The following is a 25,869-nucleotide window of genomic DNA, read 5'->3' as shown; positions in this document are numbered from 1 at the left end:
TTTTATAGTATTGCTGAACATTGACATGTTGAATAGGCACAGTTTTTGAATTTTGTGCATGTCAGTTAGGAGACGCCGTGATGAAAGAGCTGCTGCTATCATTCCAAGACAACAGTCCAAAGTACAAACAGATTTATCATTTCATTCGTGAACTCATTGAGAACGGCGAGCTGCGGGCGAATACGCATCTTCCCTCCATACGTCAGCTTGCGGATCTGCTGCATGTCAGCCGGAATACGACGCTCGTTGCCTACGAGCAGCTATTGGCAGAGGGGTTCATACGTAGTGATTCCAGGAGAGGTTATTATGTCGAGGATTTTGAAAATACCGATATTCATGTTTCCCGTTCTCAGCAACAGACAGAGCAGATACGGGAAGCGACCCGGGATCGAGCGCCCTTCATCGATTTTCGGATCGGCGGTGTGGATGCTGAGGCTTTTCCGCTCAAAGCATGGCGCCGCTGCACCAATAAAGTATTACAAGAGGCGAGCACTTATGTGTATGGGGATCGCCAAGGAGATCCATACCTGCGCGAGCAAATCGCGGGCTATCTTCTCCAATCCAGGGGCATACGAACACATGCGGATTCCATCGTCATCGGCAGCAGTATGCAGCATCTGCTTCTTCATTTGTCCATTTTGCTAAAGTCGGAAGGGTTCTCATCTTTAGCTGTAGAGAATCCGGGTTATGACGGAGCCCGTACGGTCTTTGGACTGCAGGGCTTCCAGCTTGAACCGATCGGTGTATCCCCCAAAGGGTTAATTATAGAGCAGTTGGAGCATACGAAAGCCCGGCTCGCCTACATCACGCCGTCCCACCATTTTCCCACCGGGGTCACGATGCCGATGTATAAGCGCCACCAGTTGCTGAAATGGGCATCCGACCGGAGCGGATACATCATCGAGGATGACTATGACAGTGAGTTTAGATACAAACAGAAGCCTATTCCGGCCTTGTCCTCCTTGCAGCAAAATGATTCGGTCATCTATGTAAGCACGTTTTCTAAATCTTTTTTACCTTCCATTCGATTAAGTTATATGATCCTTCCTCCCAAGCTGCTCGACAAATATAAAATGTTGTTTGCAGCTATGGAGCAGGCCGCTTCCGGGATTCATCAGCGAACGATGGCTTATTTTATGGAAGGGGGGTTTTGGGATTCCCATGTCCGGAAAATGCGCGCTTTGTATAAAAGAAAAATGAACACACTGGTTACCGCTTTTTCTGAGGTGTTTGGAGATACCGTCCAGGTCATAGGAGCGGACTCTGGGCTTTATGTACTAATCCGGCCGCAGCTTCATAAAAAGGAGTCCGAACTGATTAAGCAGGCTCTAAGCTGCGGTGTAAAAGTGTATCCGACCTCCCATTACTATATGAATAATCCGCCGAACGGGCCTCAGTTGCAGGTCGGTATCAGCAATATAACCGAGGAGAATATTCGAACGGGTGCCAAGTTGCTGCAAAAAGCTTGGATTTCCAGCTAACAGAAACGATAAAAACCCCCCCGAAACCAGGATGGATGGTCTGGTTTTCGGAGGGGTGGTTAAAGGTTACGTCGAGCTTACACTGCTTACATGCTCTTTCCGTAAATGCTCCGACACTCCTTCGATCGCTTTTCGATTTAATGTAAGTTCATGCATGTAGATATCAATTTTCGATTCGAGTTGATCTATGATTCGCTGCTGAATCTCCTCAATATACTCCTCCATACAGAAGGCAGAGACCACTAGCGCGCCATTCGCATAATACTGTGTTTCTGTGGTTGCTGCGTTAAGCTTCTCCTTGTACAACCTCTTAACAGCAGTACCGGTCAGCGGTTTAATCTCATAGTAACGATTGGTTTCAATTAGCAGCTTCCATGCGGAAACCTTGAACTCCAACTGGTCCTTATGAAGTTCGCCAGTGACTTTGAACAATTTTTTCTGGATGGTCATGATGCTGGTCCCCTCGTATAATTATACATTTCAATGAATATCACATTTTAAAGTATACCATATTTTCCCGTAAATTGAAATAATAAATGCTATAATTCTACAAGCATTATTTCACAGTTCGGGATGCTTCGTCCTTCTTTTTCCCTCCTGTCCGGCATAACTTGTATAGTAGTGTTACCGCTGTAAGGGGGCTTGAATATGCGTTTTCGACGAGGATGGCGGAGCCGGAGGAGAAGGCCGAAAAGCCGGCGAAAAATCTGGATTGCCGTCTTGGTGATTTGTCTTATCGGATTTGTACAATTTTTTCAGTACGTCGAAAAACATATGCGTGAACCTATCATGCATTTGGCTAAAATCAGGGTGAAGCAAATCGCAACGGAATCGATCAACGATGCGATTGCCGCCCAGGTGGCAGGTCAACAGCAGGTTGGAGAATTGATTGATTGGAAGACCGATTCCACAGGGAAAATCACCGGGTTCATGCTTAACTATTCCGCCCATATGAAGGTTACCTCAGAAACCATTGAGACTGTTCGCAATACGCTCGATAAGGTATCAAGGCTTTCGGAGCATATTCCAGTTGGTCAAGCGCTCGGCAGCCCGATTCTGGCATCGTTTGGACCGAGCATTCCGATAAAGATCGAGCCTAAGGGCGATGTTAAGGTGGACCTGAACACACGCAGGCAGGATGCGGGCATTAACATGATTCTCGTGGAGGTTTTCCTGCGTGTAAAAACGGAGCTCAGTATCGTCGTTCCTTTCGACATGGAGCCGCAATCGGTGGAGACGGAAATTCCGGTATCTTACTTACTGGTTGTAGGGGATGTACCGATGTATTATTACGACAGCAAGGGGAATCCGGTAGGGGGCAATCAGGGCAATGCCCCAAGTATTGCGATTCCCACGCAGCCCGGGAATGGGGGGCAGCTTCAGTCCGGCAATTTGGGGCCCGAGCCAGGGACTAATCCTGGAGAGGATACGGAGTCCAAATCGGAAGATGAGTCGGCTCCTGACGCGACCGGAATTCAGGATTCTGAGGAGAAAACGAAAAATAGGTGAAGGCAAGACGTTAAGTCGAATAACGAATCGGAAGAGATCCTGCTTCTCGCAAATGGGGTCTCTTTTACTTTGTGCGGATCTATTTTTCGCCACTCCATACAAAATTCAAATTGAAATGGTATAGTAGCTTCGAGAAGGTGATGCTGATGAGACAAATTTTAATCGTTGAAGATGATGCCGACATACAGGAGCTTTTGCAAAATTTTCTGGAGAGTGCAGGATACGGGACGGTTGCCGCGCTGGATGGAATCGCGGCCATCGAGCAGTTTCACAATGGCGCTTATGATCTGATTTTGCTCGACATCCTGCTTCCTAAAATAGATGGTTACGGTGTCTGCGAGTTGATCCGCAAAGAATCACAAATCCCCATAATTATGTTGACCGCATTGGACGGTGAGGAAAACCAGATCAAAGGGTTCGATTTACGAATTGACGATTACATAACAAAACCATTTTCAATGCCGATTTTGTTGCGAAAGATCGAAGCCGTACTCCGCCGCTTCTCGGGTACAGATCACATCGAGCGGATTATTTATCGCAATTTGATGATGGATTTAGAAGGATATAAGGTGTATGTGAATGACACAACCATCGACGTGACACAGCGGGAGTTTGAATTGCTGCGTGAATTGCTGCGGAATCAGGGAAGGGTCCTGACACGCCAAATGCTGCTGAACCGCTTATGGAGCTATGATTTTTACAACGATGAACGAATCGTGGATACTCACATCAAAAACCTGCGTAAAAAGCTGGGCGGAGATTATATTGAAACCATCAGAGGGGTGGGGTATCGCATTGATAAGGAACTTAAAAAATAGCTTATCGCTAAAAATTTTTCTCATTACTTTTCTGATGCTGTTCTCCGTTTGTGCCTTGACCTATGGTTTTATTGCCTGGGTCATGCCAATGACCTATACCGATGATCTTAATAATAAGTTAGATGCTTATGCTCAGCAGCTTGTGGAGCAGTTAGAGCAAAGCACGCTGGAAGATTGCGATCCTTTACTGACCCGGTTCTCGAACGCTTATGACGCTGCATTGATTATAACGAATGAACAAGGTGAAAGAGTCAAAGCCTCTGGAAATTCCCTGCCTACGGACCATTCGGGGAAAGCAACGGGAGGCAGAATGTTGTTCAAGATGGAATCCATAGAATACGAAGGTGCTGAAGGTGGGCCTGTCGTGAAAACCAGTATTAGCTCTGCCAGCACTTATCCTTTTTCTTTTTCCAATGGATCGGAGAAATATACGCTTACGGTCGTCGGCAGTGTGAGAGCGGTCAATCAGGCCATACAAGCGCTTGGTCGTATTTGGCCATGGCTTCTTATAGCTGTTTTGCTCGTTTCACTCTTTGGTTCTCTGTTTTATGTACGCTATGTCACGCGACCGATTGTTAAAATCAGCGACATTGCTCAAAAAATGTCCCGATTGGAGTTTAACTATTATTGCGACGATCGGCGAGGAGATGAGATAGGCGCCTTGGGGCGCAGCCTTAATGGACTTTCGGATAAATTGTCCTTTGCCCTTACCGAATTGCGTGCAGCCAATGCTTCTTTGCAGCAAGATATCGATAAGGAACGCGAGCAGGAGCAGCGCAGGCTGGAGTTTTTCTCTGCTGTGTCCCATGAGCTGAAAACGCCGATCACGGTGATCAAAGGGCAGCTTGAGGGAATGCTAGCCCAGGTGGGCGTGTATCAGGACAGGGACAAATATCTGTCCCGTTCTTTGAAAGTCGCAAAGCGTATGGAGGGCTTGGTACAGGAAATCCTGACCGTTTCAAGGATGGAATCTTCCCATTATTCCTTACGGAACAAGGGATTTGATTTTTCCTCTTTAGTGCGCAGAAAAATAGAACAGTTTGCTGATCTGCTGGAGCAAAAAGAGATGCACCTCCATGTAGATATGAGGGAACCGCTGTTTGTTCGGGGCGACAGTGATCTGCTGCAAAAAGTGATCGAAAACCTCCTTTCCAATGCTGCCTTCTATTCTCCACCGGGTGAAAAAATAACCGTTCTGGCAAGCAAACAGGAAAATCACATCTGTTTTTCCGTAGAAAATTCCGGCGTACGTATTCCTGAGGAGGCGTTGCCACATCTATTTGAAGCGTTCTACCGGGTAGAGCAGTCTCGGAATCGGCAAACCGGGGGGAGCGGGCTTGGCTTGTACCTAGTCAAGATGATCTTGGACCGGCACAGCGTCAGCTACCAGATGGAGAACACAACCGAGGGCGTACGATTTTCCATGCAGTTTCCTGATCAGGATGCGTCCTCTTAAGATATCCCCAATTCGTTGACTTTCAACTTCATGAAAAACACAAATTGAATTCAAAGCAACTTCAAACTACTTTGCTATCCTTTTTTCTTGTACGAAGAACAAGAAAGGAAGATAGCGATAATATGAAAATCTCCATTGAAAACCTTAGCATGACCTATCCGACAGGAAAAAGAGCTCTGCAGGATATTTCGTTAAAGTTGGAGAGCCCCAATCTGATCGGTTTACTCGGCCCTAACGGTGCAGGCAAGTCAACTTTAATGAAGCTGCTGGTTGCAGGCCTGCTTCCGACGAGCGGAAAGATTATGCTGGATGATTCACCGCTTTTGCAAGACGAGAAGAGGCTAAAGGGCAGTTTAGGATACCTGCCGCAGTCCTTTGGTCTATATGATGAGCTTACCGTGTGGCAGTTTCTCGATTATATGGCCGCTTTGAAGGGCATTTCCGACAGCAAGGATGCTATTCGCAAGGTTATTGAGGCAACAAATTTGACGGAAAAGCGGCGATCCCGTATCCGTACTCTCTCCGGTGGCCAGAGGCAGCGGGTTGGAATTGCGCAAGCCCTGCTGGGGAGTCCGGATTTGCTCATTTTCGACGAACCCACTGTAGGCCTTGATCCAGAAGAACGAATCAACTTCCGTAATCTGTTTTCCCAAACCGCCCGGGATAAAATCGTCCTGCTGTCCACTCATATCATTGAGGATGTGCAATCGGTATGCAATCAACTGATCATCATTAACCACGGCCGTGTCCTGTTTAGCGGTACACCTGAAGAGCTGATCGCTTTAGCCCAGGGCCATGTAGGGATAATTCAACTGCAGGCAGGTCAAGAGGTAAGCTCGAATCACCATATCACCGCCAGAGTTAACACCTCGCAGGGTGTACAGTGCCGTATTGTTTCAGGAGATTTGCCTTCTTTCGCTCAGGTGGTAGAGCCTACGCTGGAGGATGCTTATATGTACCTGATTGCAGGGGAGGGTATGGAGCAATGAACATTCTCTCTTATTTACGCGTGGAACAGGGGCGGTTATTCCGTTCCAAGACTACACTGTTGATCCTGGCCTTAACCTTGCTTTGTCCGTTGGCAGGCTATAGTTTGTATCAGCCGGCTGGTACGACAACCACGGCAGCCGTGGCATTGGCTAATCCCGTGCTCGCAAGCGGATTAGGCGGGGCGGTGTTGTTCGCCCTGCTCACCCTCTTTGAATTGGACCGGATGAAGCGGAATCAAACTGAGGTTTTAACGGACAGTATCGTTTCCCCGCTAGTGCTTGGGGCGGTAAAGTTGGTCGCCCTGCTGATGGCAGCACTGTCCGTCACTTTGCTGACAGCCATCGTCTATCTGCCATATACGTTCTATCGTATGAACATGGTGTTTGATTTTGTCGAATATAGCAAATCCGTCGTGATCCTGATGCTGCCTTCGCTATGGCTTTCGATCCTCGCATCGTCGGCTTTTTATCAAATTTTTCGCAGGGTAGACTTGAGCTTCATACTGTTGGCCGCGCTGGTATATTTCAGTCTAAGCAAGTTGGCCTCCGACATTTATTTGCTGCGCTGGATTAATCCCCTGGTCCCCACATTTTCCAGTGATTTCAGCAATGAGGTGGTCTACCGGACAGCTGGGTATAGCCGGCTGGTGTGGTTCGCTTTGTTGCTCGGTCTATGGCTGTTCTCTCTCCTATGTGTTCGTCATCATGGTAAAGGCCTGTTTGGTTCGCTTGCACATAACGGGCGCAAAATATACGTGCCAATCATTGCAGTACTGCTCGTTGCAGGCAGCTTCTACCTTTACGCGAACGAACCTTACATCGATCACGCCCCTATGGCAGAGCCGGATACGAGTGACGTAACCGGAGGCGGCATGAGTGTAATGATGAATGAGCAGAAGCCGGAAAATCAGCCGCTAAAGGTGCTGCATAAACAAGCGAACATCGTATTAAATACAGCCAGGACAAGGCTAGACGGTACGGCCATCTATCAGATACAAAATACGAGCCATCAGCGGCAAAAAGGCATAATGAACCTCAATCCGGGCTACAAGGTGGACAAGATAGCGGCGAATGGCAAGGAGATTGCGTTTACCGATCTGAATAACGATTATTACTTGAGTTCCAAGGACATCAATTTTGAACTGCCCGCGGACGAAAGCATTAATTTGGAGATTACATATGGGGGATCTCCTAAAATTCCATCTGCTGATCGTATGGTGTTGAGAAGCAGTAGAATTGATCCCAAATATATCGATATCATGGGCAACGCTTTGATCCCAGCGCTCAATGCAGCAACTGCCGAGGACTGCGATTTTTCCGGGGAGGTTACGATCCCTGGTGATTTGGAGCTGATTTCGACCGGAACCCCTGCAACCGTGCTGAGAAGCAACGGCGATGGAACTAGGACGTGGCAGGTGCATGACCCGCGCGGTCGTGCCACCTTGTTCGCTGGAGATTATGCCAAACTGGAAATTAACACGGGTGGAACCCCTGTTTTCTTTTATTACGGCAAAAAGCATCAGAAGCAGTTAGAGGAATTGGGTATTCGGAAGATTTTGGAGGATACCATTGCCTACTGTACCGAACACTTTGGACCGTTACCTTATACGAAGGAAATGCCGCTGATGATACTGATGAGTCACGCATATTCCTTTGGCGGGGGAGCTGCGGGCAATATCAGTTTTATGGATGAATCTACTTATACCAAAGAATCGTTGAGCGATCCGCAAAAAGGAGCGAGTGCCACTGAAGTGCTGGCCCATGAAATCGTCCATCAGTGGTGGGGAATCGGTCGGTTTATGATGGATCAGAAGAACCAGGATTGGAGCAGCGAGGGTCTTACCGTATACACAACCTACCGCATGATGAAAGAGAAGCATGGCGATGAATACGCCAATAAATATTATGTGGATTTCTGGAAAAACGCACTTGAAAATCAGAAGAGCAACTTTTATGTTCGGCATCCTGAATATATAAAGCTGCTCCCTGAGAAATATGTCGCGCAATTGCAAAACATGATGTGGGATGCTGCGGTTTACAAAAAAGTACCGTTGCAAATCCTGAAGGCGGAACAGCAAGTAGGCGGAGAAAAGAAGATGGACAAAATTCTCGCCGAGCTGTTTCAAAACGGAGGGAAGGAAATGCCGCCCATGGTCACCTGGCATGATTTTCTGAGTGCATGCGGTTTGACAGAGAAAGCGGTTGAGCTGGATATTTTACCGGCGGGATCCCAGGAGGGGGCAAAAGAACAATGATCAGACTACTAAAATACGAATTGAAGCGATTGATGATGAACAGGTTTTTCTTTGGACTATTGGTGGTCACCGCTCTGTCCTGTTATCAAATCATGAGTGGGGATATTATTCTTGGAGTAGCCAATACTGCACCGTTTTCCGGGTGGAGTTATGGAGCTTACCTCTCCAAGGTACTGCCTATCCTGCTTGTAGCCTTGCTGTTCTTCATTTCTCTTCTATATTCGAAGCGGGAACGAAAGGTGGAGGTACTGACGGAGGTAACGCCGGTTGACCGTTTCCGCTTCAGACTGCTTCGTTATGGTGCGATAATCATCGCATACCTCGTCATTTTTGTCCTCCCGATTGGGGTAGCCGGCTACTTTTATGGAGCCTGGTTTCACTTCACTGCCTTCGGAACGCTGATCATGCCTACACTGCTTACATGTCTGCCGTCCATGCTGTTTTTCCTCGGGCTGGGGCTGCTCGCAGGGCGGGTATATCCTGCGCTGGTGTTCGCGTTAATGCCAGTTGTCCTGCTGCTTGGCTATTTGCCGCTTCCATACGAGCTCGACCTGTTTGGCAGTCATTTCTTCAGCAGCTACCCGGCGGGATTGAGCGTAATAGAGCCTGCTTTTGAAGTCCCTTTGTCCATCATAATCGGGCGATGTGTGTATGCGCTGATTGGCCTTTTCCTGATAGCAGCAAGTGCTATATCAAAACCGAAGCGTTTCAGGATTGCCTGTTGATTTTGCAAAAGGAGCTGTCCAATAAGTCGTTCTGACTGCGGTTGGACAGCTCCTTCTTTACACCTATTATTTGGCGCTTCCTTTGGGAGGCCGAGCCTTGCTATTTTTTGCCCGTTCCGCGTGCTCCCACTTTTTTAATAGTGGATACGGGTCAAACGCCCATTCTGTCGTCCCTGTGTCACGGTAAATGCCGTAATGAAGATGAGGCGGGAATTTTCCCGAGGTTCCGGGAGGGCCGTAGCCACTATTGCCGACCCAGCCTATCATTTGCCCTGGTTTTACCAGGTGTCCAACTTCGACTCCCTTTTCATAGCCCTGAAGGTGTGCATAGTAATGATATCGGTTTGCGATGTCCCTGATACCGATCCGCCACCCGCCATAGGGGTTCCAACCTTTGGTTTCAACGACTCCATAACAAACGCTGCGGACACTGACGCCCATCGGGGCAAAAAGGTCAGTTCCTTCGTGAGTTCGGAGTCCGCCCCAGCCTCGTCGATCTCCCCATGTGTCACGATACGAATATGTACTTCTCACAGGCAGGGGAAACGCGCTTTCCGTCAGATCGAGTTTATTAAATGATTTGTACAGCTTCGCAAATTGGCGTATGCGCTCTACTGCGGAGTCGCTTTGGTAATAACGCCAAAGAGCGATGCGAAAATCTTCTTCATCGTAGCCTAAACTGGTCATATACGATGCCATCGTAAATAAGGCATCTCTGTCATTTCTAGGATCGGCTGAACCATCGGACGTAGCATCTTTGCCAATTCCGCCGAACAATCCGATTGTCTCCGGATCTGTATCCACGGGATCGGGATTTAGCGGGCCAGCCCAAAAGGCTTCTTTAAAACGGAATCCGGTCAGCCGGTTGTTCTCATCCTTCTGTTCTTTACGAGGTGTAATCGTCCGTTCATATTGGTCAACTGCCGCCAGCCAGTACCAAGGAATCCGTGTTAAAATTTCCATCTCCTCATACAGACTCCTGCGCTGCTCGAAGATACTTTTCGCTGAATCAGTGCGGAGTTTGCCGGGTGCTTCTGCCGAGGCCGCACCAAACCCGGGTACAGCCCATGTTGACGTTAGGATGATCACGCATAAGAAGCAGAGAAACCATTTGCTGCGGTGAAACAGTTGGGACCTCAATGTGAAATTTCCTCCTTACCATTATCCGCTTGTGCGGACGAAACTGTCGAACCGTTTAGATAAGCACTTTGTGGGCTCTCTCCAACTTAGAATGAAGCAAATTCCTTGTTTTTATTCCATTTTGTGGGGTAGGTTTTCCCTAGGGAATCATGATATAATAAGTGGCGCTACGTCTTATATCACAAGAAAGAAGGTCTTTCCCCTTGGCTAAAAATCTCCAACAACCGAAACCGGACTGGATACGCATTAAGTTAACGACTGGAGAAAATTACCAGGATATTAAAGATATGATGCGTTCAAAAACTTTACATACCGTGTGTGAAGAAGCACGATGCCCCAATATCTATGAATGTTGGGCCAATCGAACGGCTACCTTCATGATTTTGGGCGACATTTGCACTCGGGCATGCCGTTTTTGTGCGGTGAATACGGGTAAGCCAACCGAGCTTGATCTGCAAGAGCCAGAGCGCGTTGCGGAAGCGGCAGAGAAGATGAACTTGCGTCACTGCGTTGTGACTAGTGTGGCCCGCGACGATTTGCAGGATGGCGGGGCAAGTATTTTTGCCGGTACGATTAAAGCGATCCGCGCCCGTCTGCCCTTTTGCAGCGTAGAAGTGCTGATTCCTGACTTTCAAGGGGATGAGGCCTCGCTTCAGATTGTTATGGATGCAAAACCGGATATTTTGAATCACAACATCGAAACGGTCGAACGGTTGTCCGACCGGGTTAGAGCCAGAGCGAAGTACCGCCGGTCTTTAGAGCTGCTGCAGCGAGCCAAAGCGATGCAAGCGGACATTCCGACGAAATCGAGCATTATGCTAGGTGTTGGTGAGGAATGGGATGAAATTTTGCAGGCGATGGATGATTTGCGGGCCGTTGATTGCGATATCCTGACAATTGGTCAATATTTGCAGCCATCTCCGCAGCATTTACACGTAGAGAAGTACTATACACCTGAGCAATTTGCTATGCTGAAGGAAGAAGGATTAAAGCGGGGATTCAGCCACGTGGAATCGGGTCCACTCGTTCGTAGCTCTTATCATGCGCATGAACAGGTCGATTCCGCAAAAAAACACATGAAAGGCGTGTCGGCACAATCTTAAAGGATGTCGGGACGATCGGCAAAGGAGGTGACGCCCTTGACTCAAATTCAAATCGGTGGCAGAACATACGAACTTATTCAGAACTACAGGGACGCTTGGGATGCCGAAGCTTTTAAACAGAGGTACAGCGAAGTTCTTGACCGTTATGATTACATTATGGGGGATTGGGGTTACGAGAAGCTGCGGTTAAAGGGCTTCCTGCGGGACAATCATCCAAAGGCGAACCGTGATACGGCTTATTCGGGGATTACGGACTATATCAACGAATATTGCAATTTCGGCTGTGCTTACTTTGTGCTTCAGAAGACGAAGGACAATCATAAGGATAAAGGAAATCCAAATGAGACGGAAACGGCTCCCGAATGATCGGGAGCCGTTTTTTATATGATATTAATTAAGTGATAATTTCAATATGCCTTGTTGGTAACTCCAAGTCAGGTTCGGAACCTTTTGTTTTAAGTCGTGCAGCTCGATAAATGATTCATTGCCCACGATTTTAGTGCTCTTGGCTGCAACAGTATAGCCAGTACGTTTTCCGTTTTTGTCTGTAAGAGTAAGCTTTTTGAGGCTTGGTGTCCATTCGGCTTTTCCCTGAATCAGGGCTGCGACAATCTGGGATGGAACGTAGGTTTTGCCTCCCGTTTGCAGCACATCGACATATCCGGCAAATGGTGCGCCGTTAACGTATAAGGAGCTAGGACTTCCGCTTACTTCTACCTTCCGGACTCCGGATTTATATAGGCCGGTAATAAGCTGGGCGGCAGTACTATTTTTCACGGTAATATCCGGTTTTAAGCCGATGTGGTTAAAGTCTTCTTTGTTCGGGGTCAGATATTTCTGAACCGTCAGCTTTAGCGAACTGCCGTTTGACAACTTGAAGAGGTTCTGGATTCGTGCCTTACCATAGGTTTGTGATCCAATTACTGTTGCGAGACCGTTATCCCTCAAAGACCCCGTCAAAATCTCCGAGGCGCTGGCAGTTAGCCCATTCGTTAGTACGACAACAGGCATCCCGATATCCTCGCCGTCTGTTATCGTCACAGGCTGCAGTTCATTGCTCTGATCGGAGGTGTACATTAAGATTCCGTTCTTCATAAAATGTTTGGCAATGTTCGCAGCAGACTCGACATATCCGCCTAAATTATCTCTAAGATCTAGCACGAGTGAAGCGATGCCTTCTTTGCGAAGCTGGGCCAGCTTTGTTGCAAACTCATCATCCGCAGTTTCGGAAAAGGTAGAGATAGCGATATACCCGACCTTGGAGGAAGGAATCATCTTACCCGTGACCGACGGCAGTGCGAAATGAGCTCTGTTGATCGATAACGTCAGCGATTTGCCACTGCGGTTGACGGTGATTTGTACCTGAGTGTTTTCCTTGCCTTGAATTTTGGCTGTATCCTCTTGACTGGCTATAGCCTGTCCGTCCACTTTGGTTATTATATCATTCTGCCGAAGTCCGGCCGCGGCTGCAGGTGATGAAGCAAGCACATCCGTTACATAAAGCTTATGGTCGTGATAGCGAAGGGTTACTCCTATACCGACGTATTCTTGATTAAGCCCATTCTCAAACTTTTGCAGCTCTTCACTGCTAAAATAATCACTATAAGGATCATCCAGCGAGTAAACCATGCCCCGTATTGCGCTATCTAAAAATTCCTTTCGGTCTACGCCTTCAATATTGTAGGTCTCCAGATAATTCAGAACTTCTTGGAGAGTGGTCAGATCAGAGGTATTCGTCGCTTCATTCGTTGTTGTGCCGGTTGTGCTTGAACTAGCGGCTTCGGCGGCTTGTGGTATAGAGATGGACAGGGCCAACAAGGAGATTAGAGCGTATTTGCGAAAATATTTCAAAATCATTATTGAGTTCGTCCTTTTCGGTGTATTTTGGAAGCTTGTCTATGGAGTCGTCCTTTGGCGGTCTATTCCAAAAATGCGTTCCGCACTCGATTCCAGAATGGGAACGGACGGTACCGGACGAAGCTGATTTTCTGCTTGGCGACTTGACAGCGAACAGAGATCAGATCCGATATATGAACATTATTGTGATCGACCGTGAGCAGCAGGTTTTGTTCCTTACGGGAATAAATGTCGCAATGATGGTGCTTTGGCAATACGAGTGGAGAGCCCATCGTACGGAACACCCGGTTATTGATGGAGGCAATTTCCGTAATTTGCAGCGCTTCAATCGAAGGGTGAATCATCGCCCCGCCCAAACTTTTGTTATAAGCGGTACTCCCTGAAGGGGTGGACACACAAATGCCATCGCCACGGAACATCTCAAACATCTGATCGTTGATATCCACCTGAGCCACGACGGTACCATCCACGCTTTTTAACGTAAATTCATTTAGACAAACATAGGAGGAAGTTCCAGACTTATTCACAATCTCCAGATCAATTAGCGGATAATTGACAATCCGGGGCTTAAGCAATCCTGGATCGGCATGCCCGCTCATCATATGTACAAGCTCCGGTATTTCATCGGCTTTCCAATCCGCGTAAAATCCAAGATGGCCGGTGTGAATCCCGACAAAAGCGATGGACGGAATTCGATCTTTGAACGTATGAAACGCGTGAAGCATAGTGCCATCTCCTCCGATGGAAACGACAATATCCGGGGATTTCGCATCTAGCTCCAAACCCTGTTCAGCAGCCAATTTATGAAAGGACTCGCTCAAATCGACGGACAATTGATCGCCACGGTCAAGAACATAATATCTCAAGTTGACAAGCTCCTTTGCATTGTAAATCCTTTTGTAAAGATCATAATCAATTCCCAAACAGAACACAACGTTTCATTTCACCTGGAGCGCTAGCTTTCCGCCTCGGAGTTGTATTCACAAGGTTTTTACTTTTTTTGTCTGAATACAACCAACTGCATGATTTTAGCGAGAAATGACAAAATAAGCAAGGAAGCTATAAGCACAAGGAAAATACGAAATGCCTCGGGGGCAGCCGACCAGCCAAAATGGGGCATTCGATAATCCAGATGGGACAGAGCCCATGTTGGCATATCTCCCATTAGTGGTTTCCACAGCATGATCAAGAGCAAGGACGACACCACGGCATGGCAAAAACGGGCAACTAGGAATGGAAGGTAGCGAAGATCCGCGCCGTTTAGTATGCTCGCGACTTGAGCGTGCACGGACAAACCGCCCCAGGATAAGATAAATACCGCTGCTGCAGCTTTGTATATTAAGGGAATATCAACTGGGGCAGCCGAGGCCTTGGCGCCTAGCGTTACTTCAAATAATCCGCCGACCAGGGGCTCAGCAAGTCCGGACGGCAGTCCCATTATCGGGAGTATGAAGCTAAAGACACCGTGGAGCATGTCCATGACTCTAGAGGCTGTCAGCACTTCAAGAATGACTGAGAAGAAGACGACTAAACCGCCGACAACGGTCATTAGTTGCAGAGAGGATACTACTGCCTGACGCAGCAGTTCTCCTAAGCTTCGGCCATCCTGCATTCGAGCTTCATGCATGGCTTGAAAAGCTAACTTTAGACTGAAGCGCCCTGTAAGAGGTTGTTTTTCATTTACGGTATCGGCCGTTTCTTGGCTTGAACCGATATAAAACCGCATCATGAGTCCGATCAACAGCGCCCCGCCATAATGAGCAAGTGCGAGTATCCCAGCAAGCTTCGGATTGCCGAAAAAGCCGACCGACACCGCACCGATCAAAAAGATCGGATCTGAGGAGGTCGTAAACGCGACAAGACGTTCACCTTCTACGCGGGTAACGAGCTTTTGCTCACGCAGCTTTGTGGCCAGCTTGGCGCTTACCGGATACCCTGAAGCGAATCCCATAGCCAGGGCGAACCCTCCGCTGCCTGGGATACGGAACAGCGGTCTCATGAACGGATCGAGGAGTTTGCCGAGGAAATGAACAATTCCAAATCCGAGCATGACCTCGGAGATCACGAAGAATGGAAAAAGGGAAGGGAACAAGACGTCCCACCAAATGGCAAGACCGCGAATACCGGCCTGCCACGATTCCATCGGATAAGCAATCATTAATAAGACCAAAGCCAATGCTGCCAGGAGCAGAAGCCCGGGTGCCAAACGTTTTATGACCATAGTAACCCTCCATATTGGGATCATAGTGAAGTTTATGTATTTTCTGGGACAAACAGCACAAAAAAATAAGTAAGCGATTGCAGAACAGGCTGATATTTTCCCGGATATATGTTAGAATGATTCTAGAAGATGAGGTTGAATCTTCAGACCCAGCTACGATACGATCATTAACTTCGCAGGGAAAATTTTGTGGATGGAGTGATGATAATGAGCATTGTTGCAGGAGTTCTCGTATGCGCTTTTGTATACGTCATTCGCGCCTCTCTCGTCCATTCCGGTGAAGAGGATTGGCGCAGTTACTAGTATAGGGTTCAAACTATTTACACGTAGAAGCTCCGTTAGGAGCTTTTATTTTTTTTTGCTATAATGGAGAAAGTTGAATTTGGAAAAATCCCACATTAAACAGTTGATGTCAGGTGGTGAGTTAATGAATCCAAGCCTGAGCATTTATGAAAATCTTGGCGGAGCAGGGGCGCTAAGAAAGCTCGTGGAGGCTTTTTATCCCAAAGTTCAAAAGGACCCTCTGCTTGGGCCTTTATTCCCAGAGGATATTACCCCTGTGATGGAGAAACAGTATATGTTTCTAACGCAGTTTTTTGGTGGGCCCTCCCTCTATTCGGACGCTTATGGCCATCCCATGATGAGGGCAAGACATTTGCCTTTCCCCGTTACTCCAGAACGGGCAGAGGCATGGCTGGCATGCATGCGTGAAGCGCTTGAGGAAATCGGCATTTCCGAACCGCTGCGCGGCATCGTACTTCAGCGGCTATCCGGTCCCGCTTTTCATTTTGTGAATACACCTTAGATCAAATGCTGATCCGCAAAAGGCGGACCTTTGGAAAGGAAGTCAGGGAATTGGAACTCGAACCACTTTATCAGATCAAAGTTACTTGCGCTTTCTGTGAAAATGAATTTTCTACTTCACGCGTGCGCCCGAGCTACAAACGGGCCATCAAGACCGATACGGACTTTTGCGGATATTATCATAATGAGAATCCCGATTTCTACGTTGTCCGTGTATGTCCTTCCTGCGGGTTTGCCTCGACGGAAAACTCCAGCGACCGGTTAAGCGACCGGCAGAGCAAGCTGTTTCAGAATGAGATCAGCAGCCGTTTTCATAAGCGGAATTACGGCGGCCACCGGGATTGGGAGGCAGCTATGGAAACATATAAGCTCGGCCTTCTGTGTGCTCAGACCATCGGGGAGAAGGAACGGATTGTTGCAAGCTTGCTGCAGCATATCGCCTGGTTATACCGCTATCAGGGAAATCAGGAGCAGGAGAAGCGGTTCTTGCAGTATTCGCTGGAAGCGTATATTCGCGTTTATGAGAATGAAGGGGTCGGGGGAAGCGATGCCCGGCTAATGTATTTAATCGGGGAGCTGAACCGGCGTGTCGGTGCTTACCATGAGGCGGTAAAATGGTTTTCCCGCGTCATAAACGATAAGAAAATTATGGATGCAGCCATGATCCGGGCTTCAAGGGAGCAGTGGACACTTCTGCGTGAGGAAATGCTGAGCGGCGGGCACGAGCTGCCGGAGGAAATGCAGAGCTGATCTGTAGATAATAAGGAACAAGGGCCGTTCTCAAGTAGAACGGCCCTAACTGCAAAAGTTGTTATTATTTTGTGATCAACGAATTACTGTATCGGTCAGCAAATAATCGCTATCGCAGTCGAGCAACTGAACTCTGCTACCGCAGCAGGGAAACACGAGCAGCTTCTTTTTCCCTTCGTGAATGGTCTTCAGTTCACGAGGCTTTAGTGGGAGCAGCACATTGTTACTGGTACAGAAGGGGCACTCTTGTACATAAACATCTCCCATGATCACATCATAGGGGAGAGTTCGGTTTAAAGGAATCATCATTTATTGTTTTCTGGTTCTTTGGATGCTGCTTCGTCCGAAGATTTTCCAGCCTCTTCTTTTGCCAGCTCAGCGATCTTCTGAAGTAAAATATGCTGCGGCATATGCATTAAATGCTCGATAGGCACCTTTAATTTCTCTGCTAATTTAACGGCGGTGTCCGGAGAAATTTGTAGTGGTCTCATAAGAATATCCCTCCTGTCAAACTGGTAGCTATATAATAGCATACTCTTTTATCACGTTTAGCATCAATTTTAGGATGAAGAAAGGATGAGTTTGAACATGGCACTATTTTCTGAACCAATTAAACCAACATGGGAGCTGGATTCCCTTTTTCCGGGGGGCTCTTCCTCTGCCGAGTACCGGAACTTTCTGGAAGCGTTAGAACGTGATATTGCTGACAGCCTTATGAAGATTAAGAAACTTAGTGCTCCAGGTTCCCTGGAAGAAACGAAAGTTTTTGATGAAATTATCGAAGGTCTGCAAAGAGAAACCGCGAAATTGATGGAGGCAGATAGTTTTGTAGGATGTTTGACCGCCCAGGATCAGCATGACAAAAAAGCGGTTCAACTGGCTGCCAAGGTGACCTCGATACGGGCGTCATACAACAATACGATGACCTTGTTTTGGAACCTGCTTGGACAAACAGAGGATGCCGTATGGAATGGCTGGATGGGCCGGGAGGACATCGCCCCGATTTCGTTCCTCCTGAGTGAGAAACGCGGCCAAGCCCGGGAGAAACTGTCTCCCGAACTGGAAAGCCTTGCTTCCGATCTATCGGTTGACGGCTACCATGGTTGGGGACAGCATTACGATACGATCGTAGCCAAGGTAGAAGTTCCATTCCAGGAGAAAAATGGAGAGATCAAAGTCTTGTCCGTAGGTCAGGCTGCAAACAAAATGGATGACCCGGATCGAACCGTCCGTGACAGAGCCTTTGAAAGCTGGGAGAAAGCATGGGGCGATGCGGCCGACTACTGTGCAGACACGCTCAATCGTTTGGCAGGTTTCCGTCTGAAGCTTTACGAACGGCGCGGCTGGGACGATATTTTGAAGGAGCCGCTTGCGGTGAATCGTATGACTAAGCAGACACTTGATGCGATGTGGGGCGTGATTGAAGAGAACAAATCGAAATTCGTCGCTTATTTGGAGCGTAAAGCAAAACTGCTCGGAATGGAGCGGTTGAACTGGTCTGATGTAGACTCTCCGCTGGGTCAATTATCCGGAAAAGTCACTTATGAGCAAGCTGCTGAAAATATTATCGAGCAATTCGGCCGTTTCAGTCCGAAGCTTGCCGAGTTTGCAACGAATGCTTTCCGAAATCGCTGGATTGAAGCGGAGGATCGTCCTGGCAAACGTCCTGGAGGCTTCTGTTCGTCACTTCCGGTGAGTAAGCAAACGCGGATTTTCATGACGTTCGGGGGAACTGTATCCAACGTTTCAACCTTGGCGCATGAGCTCGGACACGGTTATCATCAATACTTGATGGATGAGTTGCCGGTTTTCAATCAGGATTATGCGATGAACGTGGCTGAAACGGCCTCTACGTTCGCTGAAATGATCGTATCCGATGCATTGGTGAAAAATGCGGCAACTGAGGAAGAGAAGGTTATTCTGCTTGCGGATAAAATCCAAAGCGCAATCGCCTTCTACATGAACATTCATGCTCGCTTCCTGTTTGAAACGCGCTTTTATGAGAAACGCCGTAAAGGCATGCTGGATGCCGGGGAACTGTGCGCATTGATGGAAGAAGCACAGAAAGAAGCGTACCAAGGGGCGCTTGGCAACTATCATCCGCATTTTTGGGCTTCCAAGCTGCATTTCTATATTACGGATGTACCGTTTTATAACTTCCCATATACGTTCGGGTACATGTTTAGTACTGGAATCTATGCACTGGCACAGCGGGAGGGTCAAAGCTTCGCGGCGAAATACGATGCGCTCCTGCAGGATACTGGCCGGATGACGGTAGAGGAGCTTGCAGCCAAACATCTCGGAGTTGATTTGACAAAACCGGACTTTTGGCAGGATGCGATTGCACTAGATAGACTCGGTAGGCCGGTTAATGCGGTTTGTACAGTTTTTAAATGTACATTTTACAACTAATGGAGAAAAGTTAGAAATATCAAGAAAAATAGATGTATAAAATACATTTAGCACTTACTTACTGATATGAAATGCAACAAAAACAGTGGAGGGGAAATCAATCAGATGTCTTTATGAGGAGAGATATATCCAGAAGGCGGAAAAAAATAGAAGAATTTACTAGGACTTTAGAATCATTATGATCTCCTATTAAGGAGTAGAATTATGTCGAAAATAAATAATATGTATCGAATTATGTTATTTTAAGGGCTTGAAGTAATTATTTTTATAGTAATATTTAACCAATTATGTTGTATATTGTTGATCGTTATATAAGAATGACATATAATGAGACATAAGCCCTATACATAGGGAACTATATGGGAAGGGAGGGTGGATATGCTGAACACCGATCAGATTTCACTCGCAAGGCAGGTTGACCTGGTGTTTAAGGAGTTGGAGGTAGAGCTTGCCGGGTTAACGTCGGGTACCGTATTCATCCAAATCCGTAACAATACCATCGGAAAATTTGGAATCCGTCACAATCCGATCGCCGGACGAAACGGGCATCTCTCTGAGGATGGCAAGGGCCTGGATCAGGAGCAAATGAATTCTTTTCGGCTAATGGCGATCGAAGCTTTAAAGTTCAAACAATACTGGACCCACGGGGAAATCAGCTACGAATTTGCACTTCGCCAAGGAATGATCGTTGTTGATGCGATTATGGAATCGAACTACAATATGGCGAATTTGCTTATTCAGCGTTACCCGCGTAAGGATGCCGCGAATACATACCATCAGGATGTGAGCTTATAACCGGTTTGCTGCGTCAATTGGGTAAGAAGCTTACTGCTCTTTTCACATAATCATAAACCCAGATCCATGTTTAAAACAGGCGACCTGCTAATAGCAGATCGCCTGTTTCCCTATAGTGCGAATAGGCAGAATGCAAATTTACAGGTTTGAACGACCCAATTGCTGCTCCGCCAATTGAACTAGACGTTTTGTAATATAACCCCCGAGGGATCCGGTTTCACGGGAAGTGTAGTTCCCATAGTAACCGTCTTGGGGAATTTGTACGCCCAACTCTTGCGCTGCTTCCAATTTCAATTGCTGCAGCGCAGCGTTTGCCTGAGGAACGATGAGGTTATTGCGACTTCCGCGGCTTCCACCTGGCATGTTTGTCACCTCCTTTGGCTTTGTGGTGTTAGTATGGTCTCAAGGCTCGAAAATATGCGGATAGACTTTTAACTAGCTTTGGTAATTATTACATTTCAGGTGACTTTCCCAGATTGCTTCCTAATTTGCAAGAAAAAAACCGCCTTAAATAAAGGCGGCATGCGATGTACTAGAGGTATGATGCGGCTTGTTAATGAAACTTGCTTAGAATATGCCACATTGGTTTTTAAGCAGGCGAACCATCCGGATAGAAGATGTCCAGGTTTACGTTTAGCACCAGCGTCTCTTGGGGGTGTAATTCGATGAGCCCAGTCGTGTCTGCCGGCAACTGCAAATTCGGTGCATTTGGCAGCCACGTATATGGCTCGATGCAAAGGAATTGGTCAGCTTCCCCTTTGGTATAGATGACCCAATATTTAAAATACTGCGGATCGGCGGAATAACGAAGACCGTACCCATCATCCCGGGTCAATACCGCTTCTACCGGATGATCTCCGATACTTAGAATGGTGTCATAATTCACACCCCGCAGATTCGTTCCCTCGTTCAACGATTGAAATTCACCGAGAGGAGCCATTTTGCCGGTAGGAACCAACTCGTCGTCGGCTTCTACAAGCCCGGATACAGGAAGATTAAGGTTCCAACGATCCGGTTCCCCGTTTATTAGAAACCATGTGTGCAGTCCTAAACCAAATGGCGCGGCTTTTTGACCCAGATGGGTAATTTTAAAAGTTTGCTTCAGGGAGGTGCCTTGCAGGCGCAATGTCATCTCCAGCTTGAGCGGCTCAGGAAATTGTCGCATCCAGTTAGGATCACTCGTTGTAACAAACTCCGTCGTAATGGCGCACCCATCATCATCCTCTTCAATGTCGCTCACGCACCAGCCTTGCGTACGATGAAGGCCGTGAATGTGGTTGTCATTTGCCGTATTGCGATCAAATTGATATTCTTGGCCAGCATAAGTAAAATGCCCTCTGCGAATACGCCCTGGGGGAATTAGCAGGGGAATGCCGAAATGATATGGCTTCAGCAGGTAGAAATCCAGTTCATTTTCCTCTGGACGCCGCAGCACATCGCGCTGCTGGATGCGGTCCCATATGCGAATGACGTTATTTCCAAGGCGGGGTAGCAGCGTGACTTCAAGTTCGTGGCTGTGTAGAATGTATGTGTCGTAACCATTCCATTGCCCTTTGGTCACCTTTTTCATATCGTTGCTCCTTTTCCCACATAATAATCAGATCCTTAAGCTAAACCTTATCATATCACTTTTTGCGGTGGACGAAAAATGGGATTTGACATTGCACCGGGGGCAACTTATGATGATTACTATAATCAGCTTACAAAAACAATGCGATGATGGGGATAAGTAAGCAAAGTATCACTCCTACAGAAAGCCGGTGGTTGCTGCGAACCGGAGGATGGACTTTGACTGAATGGACCCCGGAGTGCCGAACGGAAACGAGAAAAAGGTACCTTTCTCTTAGTATGTCGGTCGGGTGATTCTACGTTACGGAATTTGAAGGCCGGATGATTTAGATGGACGGGTTGGATCCTAGTCCACTTTCCGGCGAATAAGGGTGGCACCACGGTCTCACGTCCCTTGAGGATGTGGGGCCTTTTTGCATTGTTTTTGAGGCCGAGTCGACTCGGGTTAAGTTAATTTTCAGGAGGTAAAAGAAGATGAAAAGAGTACTTTCCGGCATTCAGCCTAGCGGGCAACTGACGTTAGGAAATTATATCGGAGCCATGAAAAATTTCGTTACGTTGCAAAATGACTATGCCTGCAATTTTATGGTGGTTGATCTCCACGCAATTACGGTCCCTCAGGATCCAGCGGCTCTAACCGAGCAGTCTGAATCCGTAGCAGCGCTCTATCTTGCAGCCGGTATCGATCCGAATAAAGCTAATATATATCTGCAATCTCACGTTATGCAGCACGCGCAGCTCGGATGGCTGCTGACGACGCTGACGTCGATGGGGGAACTGGAGCGGATGACTCAGTTCAAGGACAAGTCGGCGGGCAAGGAGTCGGTGGGAGCGGGGTTGTTCGTATACCCGGCTTTGATGGCTGCGGATATTCTGATCTATAATGCTGATTTGGTACCGGTGGGCGAAGATCAAAAGCAGCATCTGGAGCTGACTAGGGATTTGGCCGGGCGGTTTAATAGCCGTTACGGGGACTATTTCACGCTTCCTGAACCGTACATTCCTAAAGTTGGAGCTAGAATCATGTCTCTGGACGACGCCTCCAAGAAAATGAGCAAGAGCAACCCGAATCCAGGCAGCCGAATTGGACTTCTGGATGCGCCGGACGAAATTCGCAAGAAAATCAGCCGGGCCACGACGGATTCCGGTAAAGAGGTTCGTTTTGATCCGGCGGCCAAACCGGAAGTGAGCAACCTGATCACGATTTACAGCCAATGCACCGGCCTTACGATTGCCGAAATAGAGAAACGCTATGAGGGTCAAATGTATGGGCCATTTAAGAAGGATCTCGCTGAAGCGGTAGTCAGTGTACTTGAACCGCTCCAGCAGCGTTATCGGGACATCCGGGAGTCCGGTGAACTGCGCAGTATCTTGCGTCAAGGGGCTGAAAAAGCGTCCGAAATGGCCGACAAAACGTTGCAGGATGTTCAACGGCTGATGGGGTTTGTGACAAAATAAAAATTAGCAGATAAAACAAGCATACTGATGATTAAAGGCCGCTGGGTGGTGTTATCCCCCGGGCGGCCTTTTGTGTCACCAAATTGTCATATAAATCTCTTTAAATTCCATTGATTGTCAAACACTTTTGCCTTTTGATATGATAAAGTTTATAGCGAAGAGTTGATTTAATGAACAATTTGTGGACGATTCATATAAGTGAATTCCAAACTCTATTTAGATGTAGGAGGATGAAACGCGCGTGGACAAACCAATCAGTTATCAGGTTTCCTCGGAATCCGCAGCGTTGTCCGTGAGACCTGTTCCAAAGGGGCAAACGGCGACTTGGAAAGATTTTATCGCTTTAACCAAACCGGGGATTTTGCGATCCAATTTGATTGCAGCATTTGCCGGGTTCTGGTTAGCGTCACATTGGCATTTGCAATATGCTGAGCTAATTTTTATGCTAGTCGGTACGGCTTTAGTTATGGCGTCTTCTTGTGTATTTAACAACTATTTTGACCGGGAATTAGATACGAAAATGACGCGAACACAAAACCGGGCGCTTCCAACTGGAAAGGTATCCCCGAGAACGGTATTGTGGTATGCGATTACATTAGGCGTTTCGGGACTCGCTGTTTTGTTTGCTTTTTCCGGTCTGCTGGCAGGGATTTTTGGCATTGTTGGCATGTTTGTTTATGTAGTCATATATACACTCTGGCTCAAAAGATCTTCGACCTGGAGTACTTCGATAGGAGCTATATCGGGGGCGATGCCGCCGGTAATCGGCTATGTAGCTGCTTCTGGCAAAATCGATCTCGGCGCATGGATGCTGTTCGCTTTGCTGTTTCTGTGGCAGCCGCCCCATTTTTGGGCGCTTGGGATTCGCCGTATGGAGGAATACCGTGCAGCCGGCTATCCGCTGCTGCCTGTCGTAAAGGGTGCTCAGCGCACCAAGCTGCAGATGTTTCCTTACTTGTTCCTGCTGCTTCCGATTCCGGTATTGATGTATGTGTACAACTACACCGGAATGTGGTTCCTCGTCATTGGCGAAATTATGTCGCTGGCCTGGATTCTACTGGCGCTTAAAGGTGTTCGTACGCAAGACAACGATGCATGGGCGAAGAAGGTATTTTTATTCTCGGTCAACTATTTAACGATCCTTTTAATTGTTATTGTCTTCGATACTGTAAGATTGTAATGGGGGGCACGCATGACCGTTCTTCGAAAATATAAATGGACTTGGGTACTTCTGGCAGTATGCGTCATCCTGGCGGGCTATCTGCTGTGGAGCACTTATGCTAAACCTAAGCTTCCAGTAATTCGCCCTGTAGCGGATTTTAGTATGGAAAATGTGGACGGACGCACGGTGACGCTGCAAGATACGAACGGCCAGGTGAGATTATTTTATTTTTTCTTTGCAAATTGTCCGGATGTATGCCCGATGACGACCTTCCGTCTCAGTCAGGTGCAGGACATATTAAAGGAAAAAGGCTTGTTCGGTAAGGATGCGTCGATCGTCTCAGTTACATTTGATCCTGCTCGCGATACGCGGGAGAAGATTAAAGCATTTGGTGATAAATTCAAGGCCGATTACGCAGGATGGTACTTCTTGCGTGGAGATCAGCAGAAGACTATTAACCTGGCGATGAACTCCTTCCAGATTCTTATTAATAAGGATCAGAACGACAACTTTGTTCATATGGATTTGATCGGGTTAGTGGATCGGGAAGGACAACTGCGGGCTATATATCGGCCGCAAGCTACTGCGGCGGAAATTGCCCAAGGGGTCGAGAATTTGGCCCGGGAGTAGCATTTTAAAGCATTCGAGTAGCGAAAACTCAATATTAGCCACTTAATAAGAAGCCGGCGGGGGATAAATAATAAATTCCTCTAGCCCGGCTTTTTCCAATTGAGCGATTACATATTCGTCGGGCGTTCCTTCAACCCCGGCGTAGCCTCGTCTTGTGTAAATTTGCGTAGCATCGGGAAATGCATCCCGCAGTATACCGCGGATTTTTTTCCCGGAAGGGTCATTGTCTAGAAATAAAAACAGTTCGTCCTCCTTCACCTGCTTCCGCAGAGCCTCTAATTTATCGGTATTGAGCGTACCAAACGTGCAAAAGATGCGAACATCCTCATCCAGAAGGCGGCGGAGTTTGCTGCGGTCGTTTTTACCTTCCACAATGATGCTGATCGTCAATGCTCTCACCTCGCGGATCGAAATTTAGGCTTGTTTTGTTATAGTGTATACCCGGTACCGCGTATCATGCAAAAGGGCTGCTATTCTGTAGAAATGACAAACGGCCTACCGGGGGGTAGACCGAATGACACGCTTGCTTCATGGTCAGATTAGTAAAGAGGAGCACGGAGAATGATCACCAGCAAAATATACAGTACGAGGATAGTTGCTGTTGACGTAAAGATGCCATGAATCGGAGAAACATGACCAGGTCCACAATTGTCAATTCCGCTCATCTGTGTTCACCCCGCTTTCAAGTTGTTCGGTGATTACACGTTATACTATGAAGGACTATACCCTGTGCCC

27 protein-coding genes and 1 other annotated feature are annotated in these 25,869 nt (G+C 47.5%); of the genes, 16 read left to right on the top strand and 11 right to left on the bottom strand.

Annotation, left to right across the window (positions count from 1 at the left end; translation table 11 throughout):
- Window positions 1-80 precede the first annotated feature (80 nt).
- Complete coding sequence (gene pdxR / locus ACFQ3W_RS18070; RefSeq protein ID WP_379320642.1) at window positions 81-1,481, top strand: MocR-like pyridoxine biosynthesis transcription factor PdxR; 1,401 nt, start codon at window positions 81-83, stop codon at window positions 1,479-1,481.
- 66 nt (window positions 1,482-1,547) lie between these two features.
- Here the strand turns inward: pdxR and ACFQ3W_RS18065 are convergent, their stop codons facing one another.
- Entirely contained in the window at window positions 1,548-1,931 is a 384-nt protein-coding gene (locus ACFQ3W_RS18065; RefSeq protein ID WP_379320641.1) for a hypothetical protein, read from the bottom strand.
- A gap of 198 nt (window positions 1,932-2,129) precedes the next feature.
- Between ACFQ3W_RS18065 and yunB the strand changes: the two genes are divergently transcribed.
- From yunB to ACFQ3W_RS18035, 6 genes are all read left to right on the top strand, one after another.
- Window positions 2,130-2,990 carry a sporulation protein YunB gene (yunB, locus tag ACFQ3W_RS18060; protein ID WP_379320640.1) on the top strand — a complete coding sequence of 287 codons (861 nt, stop codon included), beginning with the start codon at window positions 2,130-2,132 and terminating at the stop codon, window positions 2,988-2,990.
- 146 nt (window positions 2,991-3,136) lie between these two features.
- On the top strand, window positions 3,137-3,808 hold the full coding sequence (locus ACFQ3W_RS18055) for a response regulator transcription factor (RefSeq protein ID WP_379320639.1): 672 nt from the start codon (window positions 3,137-3,139) through the stop codon (window positions 3,806-3,808).
- Window positions 3,786-5,264 carry a sensor histidine kinase gene (locus ACFQ3W_RS18050; RefSeq protein ID WP_379320638.1) on the top strand — a complete coding sequence of 493 codons (1,479 nt, stop codon included), beginning with the start codon at window positions 3,786-3,788 and terminating at the stop codon, window positions 5,262-5,264. Before ACFQ3W_RS18055 ends, ACFQ3W_RS18050 begins: the two co-directional genes overlap by 23 nt.
- A 122-nt stretch (window positions 5,265-5,386) precedes the next feature.
- Entirely contained in the window at window positions 5,387-6,253 is an 867-nt protein-coding gene (locus ACFQ3W_RS18045; protein ID WP_379320637.1) for an ATP-binding cassette domain-containing protein, read from the top strand.
- A complete protein-coding gene (locus tag ACFQ3W_RS18040; protein ID WP_379320636.1) occupies window positions 6,250-8,508 on the top strand; it encodes a M1 family aminopeptidase in 2,259 nt (752 codons plus the stop codon). The genes ACFQ3W_RS18045 and ACFQ3W_RS18040 overlap by 4 nt, the downstream gene beginning before the upstream one ends.
- The gene (locus ACFQ3W_RS18035; protein ID WP_379320635.1) at window positions 8,505-9,233 is read left to right on the top strand and encodes a hypothetical protein; all 729 of its coding nucleotides are present in this window, start codon (window positions 8,505-8,507) and stop codon (window positions 9,231-9,233) included. Before ACFQ3W_RS18040 ends, ACFQ3W_RS18035 begins: the two co-directional genes overlap by 4 nt.
- Before the next feature lie 66 nt (window positions 9,234-9,299).
- Here ACFQ3W_RS18035 and ACFQ3W_RS18030 read toward each other — a convergent pair whose 3' ends face one another.
- A complete protein-coding gene (locus tag ACFQ3W_RS18030; RefSeq protein ID WP_379320634.1) occupies window positions 9,300-10,373 on the bottom strand; it encodes a M23 family metallopeptidase in 1,074 nt (357 codons plus the stop codon).
- A 203-nt stretch (window positions 10,374-10,576) separates the two neighbouring features.
- Here ACFQ3W_RS18030 and lipA point away from each other — a divergent pair, with 203 nt between their 5' ends.
- Window positions 10,577-11,476 (top strand): lipoyl synthase, encoded by a 900-nt coding sequence (gene lipA / locus ACFQ3W_RS18025; protein WP_379320633.1) that lies wholly within the window; start codon window positions 10,577-10,579, stop codon window positions 11,474-11,476.
- A 36-nt stretch (window positions 11,477-11,512) separates the two neighbouring features.
- Entirely contained in the window at window positions 11,513-11,842 is a 330-nt protein-coding gene (locus ACFQ3W_RS18020; protein WP_379320632.1) for a YutD family protein, read from the top strand.
- A 24-nt stretch (window positions 11,843-11,866) separates the two neighbouring features.
- On the opposite strand, the gene ACFQ3W_RS18015 is transcribed toward ACFQ3W_RS18020, so the two are convergent.
- From ACFQ3W_RS18015 to ylbJ, 3 genes are all read right to left on the bottom strand, one after another.
- A complete protein-coding gene (locus ACFQ3W_RS18015; protein WP_379320631.1) occupies window positions 11,867-13,333 on the bottom strand; it encodes a S41 family peptidase in 1,467 nt (488 codons plus the stop codon).
- Window positions 13,334-13,395: 62 nt separating this feature from the next.
- Window positions 13,396-14,199 (bottom strand): NAD kinase, encoded by an 804-nt coding sequence (locus ACFQ3W_RS18010; RefSeq protein ID WP_379320630.1) that lies wholly within the window; start codon window positions 14,197-14,199, stop codon window positions 13,396-13,398.
- A gap of 125 nt (window positions 14,200-14,324) precedes the next feature.
- Window positions 14,325-15,554, bottom strand: coding sequence for a sporulation integral membrane protein YlbJ (ylbJ, locus tag ACFQ3W_RS18005; RefSeq protein WP_379320629.1), 1,230 nt, complete (start codon window positions 15,552-15,554; stop codon window positions 14,325-14,327).
- 427 nt (window positions 15,555-15,981) lie between these two features.
- On the opposite strand from ylbJ, the gene ACFQ3W_RS18000 reads away from it, so the two are divergent.
- Together ACFQ3W_RS18000 and ACFQ3W_RS17995 are read left to right on the top strand one after the other, a co-directional pair.
- On the top strand, window positions 15,982-16,359 hold the full coding sequence (locus tag ACFQ3W_RS18000) for a globin domain-containing protein (protein ID WP_379320628.1): 378 nt from the start codon (window positions 15,982-15,984) through the stop codon (window positions 16,357-16,359).
- Between the two features lie 50 nt (window positions 16,360-16,409).
- Window positions 16,410-17,108: a DUF2225 domain-containing protein gene (locus tag ACFQ3W_RS17995; protein ID WP_379320627.1), complete on the top strand. Its 699-nt coding sequence runs from the start codon at window positions 16,410-16,412 to the stop codon at window positions 17,106-17,108.
- A 75-nt stretch (window positions 17,109-17,183) separates the two neighbouring features.
- Here the strand turns inward: ACFQ3W_RS17995 and ACFQ3W_RS17990 are convergent, their stop codons facing one another.
- Together ACFQ3W_RS17990 and ACFQ3W_RS17985 are read right to left on the bottom strand one after the other, a co-directional pair.
- Window positions 17,184-17,414, bottom strand: a complete 231-nt coding sequence (locus ACFQ3W_RS17990; protein WP_379320683.1) for a hypothetical protein — start codon at window positions 17,412-17,414, stop codon at window positions 17,184-17,186.
- The gene (locus ACFQ3W_RS17985) at window positions 17,414-17,599 is read right to left on the bottom strand and encodes a YycC family protein (protein WP_379320626.1); all 186 of its coding nucleotides are present in this window, start codon (window positions 17,597-17,599) and stop codon (window positions 17,414-17,416) included. Before ACFQ3W_RS17985 ends, ACFQ3W_RS17990 begins: the two co-directional genes overlap by 1 nt.
- 97 nt (window positions 17,600-17,696) lie before the next feature.
- Here ACFQ3W_RS17985 and ACFQ3W_RS17980 point away from each other — a divergent pair, with 97 nt between their 5' ends.
- Complete coding sequence (locus ACFQ3W_RS17980) at window positions 17,697-19,520, top strand: M3 family oligoendopeptidase (RefSeq protein WP_379320625.1); 1,824 nt, start codon at window positions 17,697-17,699, stop codon at window positions 19,518-19,520.
- A 378-nt stretch (window positions 19,521-19,898) separates the two neighbouring features.
- The gene (locus ACFQ3W_RS17975) at window positions 19,899-20,315 is read left to right on the top strand and encodes an O-methyltransferase (protein ID WP_379320624.1); all 417 of its coding nucleotides are present in this window, start codon (window positions 19,899-19,901) and stop codon (window positions 20,313-20,315) included.
- A 138-nt stretch (window positions 20,316-20,453) separates the two neighbouring features.
- Here the strand turns inward: ACFQ3W_RS17975 and ACFQ3W_RS17970 are convergent, their stop codons facing one another.
- Window positions 20,454-20,678, bottom strand: a complete 225-nt coding sequence (locus tag ACFQ3W_RS17970) for a small, acid-soluble spore protein, alpha/beta type (protein ID WP_379320623.1) — start codon at window positions 20,676-20,678, stop codon at window positions 20,454-20,456.
- A 226-nt stretch (window positions 20,679-20,904) separates the two neighbouring features.
- Window positions 20,905-21,885: an aldose 1-epimerase gene (locus ACFQ3W_RS17965; protein ID WP_379320622.1), complete on the bottom strand. Its 981-nt coding sequence runs from the start codon at window positions 21,883-21,885 to the stop codon at window positions 20,905-20,907.
- A gap of 137 nt (window positions 21,886-22,022) precedes the next feature.
- Window positions 22,023-22,282: a binding site (T-box leader), on the top strand.
- Window positions 22,283-22,358: 76 nt separating this feature from the next.
- Here ACFQ3W_RS17965 and trpS point away from each other — a divergent pair.
- From trpS to ACFQ3W_RS17950, 3 genes are all read left to right on the top strand, one after another.
- On the top strand, window positions 22,359-23,342 hold the full coding sequence (gene trpS / locus ACFQ3W_RS17960; RefSeq protein WP_379320621.1) for a tryptophan--tRNA ligase: 984 nt from the start codon (window positions 22,359-22,361) through the stop codon (window positions 23,340-23,342).
- Window positions 23,343-23,583: 241 nt separating this feature from the next.
- On the top strand, window positions 23,584-24,522 hold the full coding sequence (gene cyoE / locus ACFQ3W_RS17955) for a heme o synthase (protein WP_379320620.1): 939 nt from the start codon (window positions 23,584-23,586) through the stop codon (window positions 24,520-24,522).
- Window positions 24,523-24,534: 12 nt separating this feature from the next.
- Window positions 24,535-25,134: an SCO family protein gene (locus tag ACFQ3W_RS17950; protein ID WP_379320619.1), complete on the top strand. Its 600-nt coding sequence runs from the start codon at window positions 24,535-24,537 to the stop codon at window positions 25,132-25,134.
- 42 nt (window positions 25,135-25,176) lie between these two features.
- On the opposite strand, the gene ACFQ3W_RS17945 is transcribed toward ACFQ3W_RS17950, so the two are convergent.
- Window positions 25,177-25,524, bottom strand: a complete 348-nt coding sequence (locus tag ACFQ3W_RS17945) for a toprim domain-containing protein (RefSeq protein WP_379320618.1) — start codon at window positions 25,522-25,524, stop codon at window positions 25,177-25,179.
- 149 nt (window positions 25,525-25,673) lie between these two features.
- Window positions 25,674-25,799 carry a sporulation protein YjcZ gene (locus ACFQ3W_RS17940; protein WP_379320617.1) on the bottom strand — a complete coding sequence of 42 codons (126 nt, stop codon included), beginning with the start codon at window positions 25,797-25,799 and terminating at the stop codon, window positions 25,674-25,676.
- Between the last annotated feature and the right edge of the window lie 70 nt (window positions 25,800-25,869).

The sequence above is a fragment of the Paenibacillus puldeungensis genome (genome assembly GCF_042678945.1).
Taxonomy (GTDB): Bacteria; Bacillota; Bacilli; order Paenibacillales; family Paenibacillaceae; genus Fontibacillus; species Fontibacillus puldeungensis.
Note: the sequence above shows the minus strand (reverse complement) of the source record. Positions and strands in the feature narration are given on the sequence as shown.

Excerpts from the sequence above, each read along its gene's own strand:
- pdxR (WP_379320642.1), top strand. The coding sequence starts at position 81 with ATGAAAGAGCTGCTGCTATCATTCCAAGACAACAGTCCAAAGTACAAA.
- ACFQ3W_RS18065 (WP_379320641.1), bottom strand. The coding sequence starts at position 1,931 with ATGACCATCCAGAAAAAATTGTTCAAAGTCACTGGCGAACTTCATAAG.
- yunB (WP_379320640.1), top strand. The coding sequence starts at position 2,130 with ATGCGTTTTCGACGAGGATGGCGGAGCCGGAGGAGAAGGCCGAAAAGC.
- ACFQ3W_RS18055 (WP_379320639.1), top strand. The coding sequence starts at position 3,137 with ATGAGACAAATTTTAATCGTTGAAGATGATGCCGACATACAGGAGCTT.
- ACFQ3W_RS18045 (WP_379320637.1), top strand. The coding sequence starts at position 5,387 with ATGAAAATCTCCATTGAAAACCTTAGCATGACCTATCCGACAGGAAAA.
- ACFQ3W_RS18040 (WP_379320636.1), top strand. The coding sequence starts at position 6,250 with ATGAACATTCTCTCTTATTTACGCGTGGAACAGGGGCGGTTATTCCGT.
- ACFQ3W_RS18035 (WP_379320635.1), top strand. The coding sequence starts at position 8,505 with ATGATCAGACTACTAAAATACGAATTGAAGCGATTGATGATGAACAGG.
- ACFQ3W_RS18015 (WP_379320631.1), bottom strand. The coding sequence starts at position 13,333 with ATGATTTTGAAATATTTTCGCAAATACGCTCTAATCTCCTTGTTGGCC.
- ylbJ (WP_379320629.1), bottom strand. The coding sequence starts at position 15,554 with ATGGTCATAAAACGTTTGGCACCCGGGCTTCTGCTCCTGGCAGCATTG.
- ACFQ3W_RS18000 (WP_379320628.1), top strand. The coding sequence starts at position 15,982 with ATGAATCCAAGCCTGAGCATTTATGAAAATCTTGGCGGAGCAGGGGCG.
- ACFQ3W_RS17990 (WP_379320683.1), bottom strand. The coding sequence starts at position 17,414 with ATGATTCCTTTAAACCGAACTCTCCCCTATGATGTGATCATGGGAGAT.
- ACFQ3W_RS17985 (WP_379320626.1), bottom strand. The coding sequence starts at position 17,599 with ATGAGACCACTACAAATTTCTCCGGACACCGCCGTTAAATTAGCAGAG.
- ACFQ3W_RS17980 (WP_379320625.1), top strand. The coding sequence starts at position 17,697 with ATGGCACTATTTTCTGAACCAATTAAACCAACATGGGAGCTGGATTCC.
- ACFQ3W_RS17975 (WP_379320624.1), top strand. The coding sequence starts at position 19,899 with ATGCTGAACACCGATCAGATTTCACTCGCAAGGCAGGTTGACCTGGTG.
- ACFQ3W_RS17970 (WP_379320623.1), bottom strand. The coding sequence starts at position 20,678 with ATGCCAGGTGGAAGCCGCGGAAGTCGCAATAACCTCATCGTTCCTCAG.
- ACFQ3W_RS17965 (WP_379320622.1), bottom strand. The coding sequence starts at position 21,885 with ATGAAAAAGGTGACCAAAGGGCAATGGAATGGTTACGACACATACATT.
- trpS (WP_379320621.1), top strand. The coding sequence starts at position 22,359 with ATGAAAAGAGTACTTTCCGGCATTCAGCCTAGCGGGCAACTGACGTTA.
- ACFQ3W_RS17950 (WP_379320619.1), top strand. The coding sequence starts at position 24,535 with ATGACCGTTCTTCGAAAATATAAATGGACTTGGGTACTTCTGGCAGTA.
- ACFQ3W_RS17940 (WP_379320617.1), bottom strand. The coding sequence starts at position 25,799 with ATGAGCGGAATTGACAATTGTGGACCTGGTCATGTTTCTCCGATTCAT.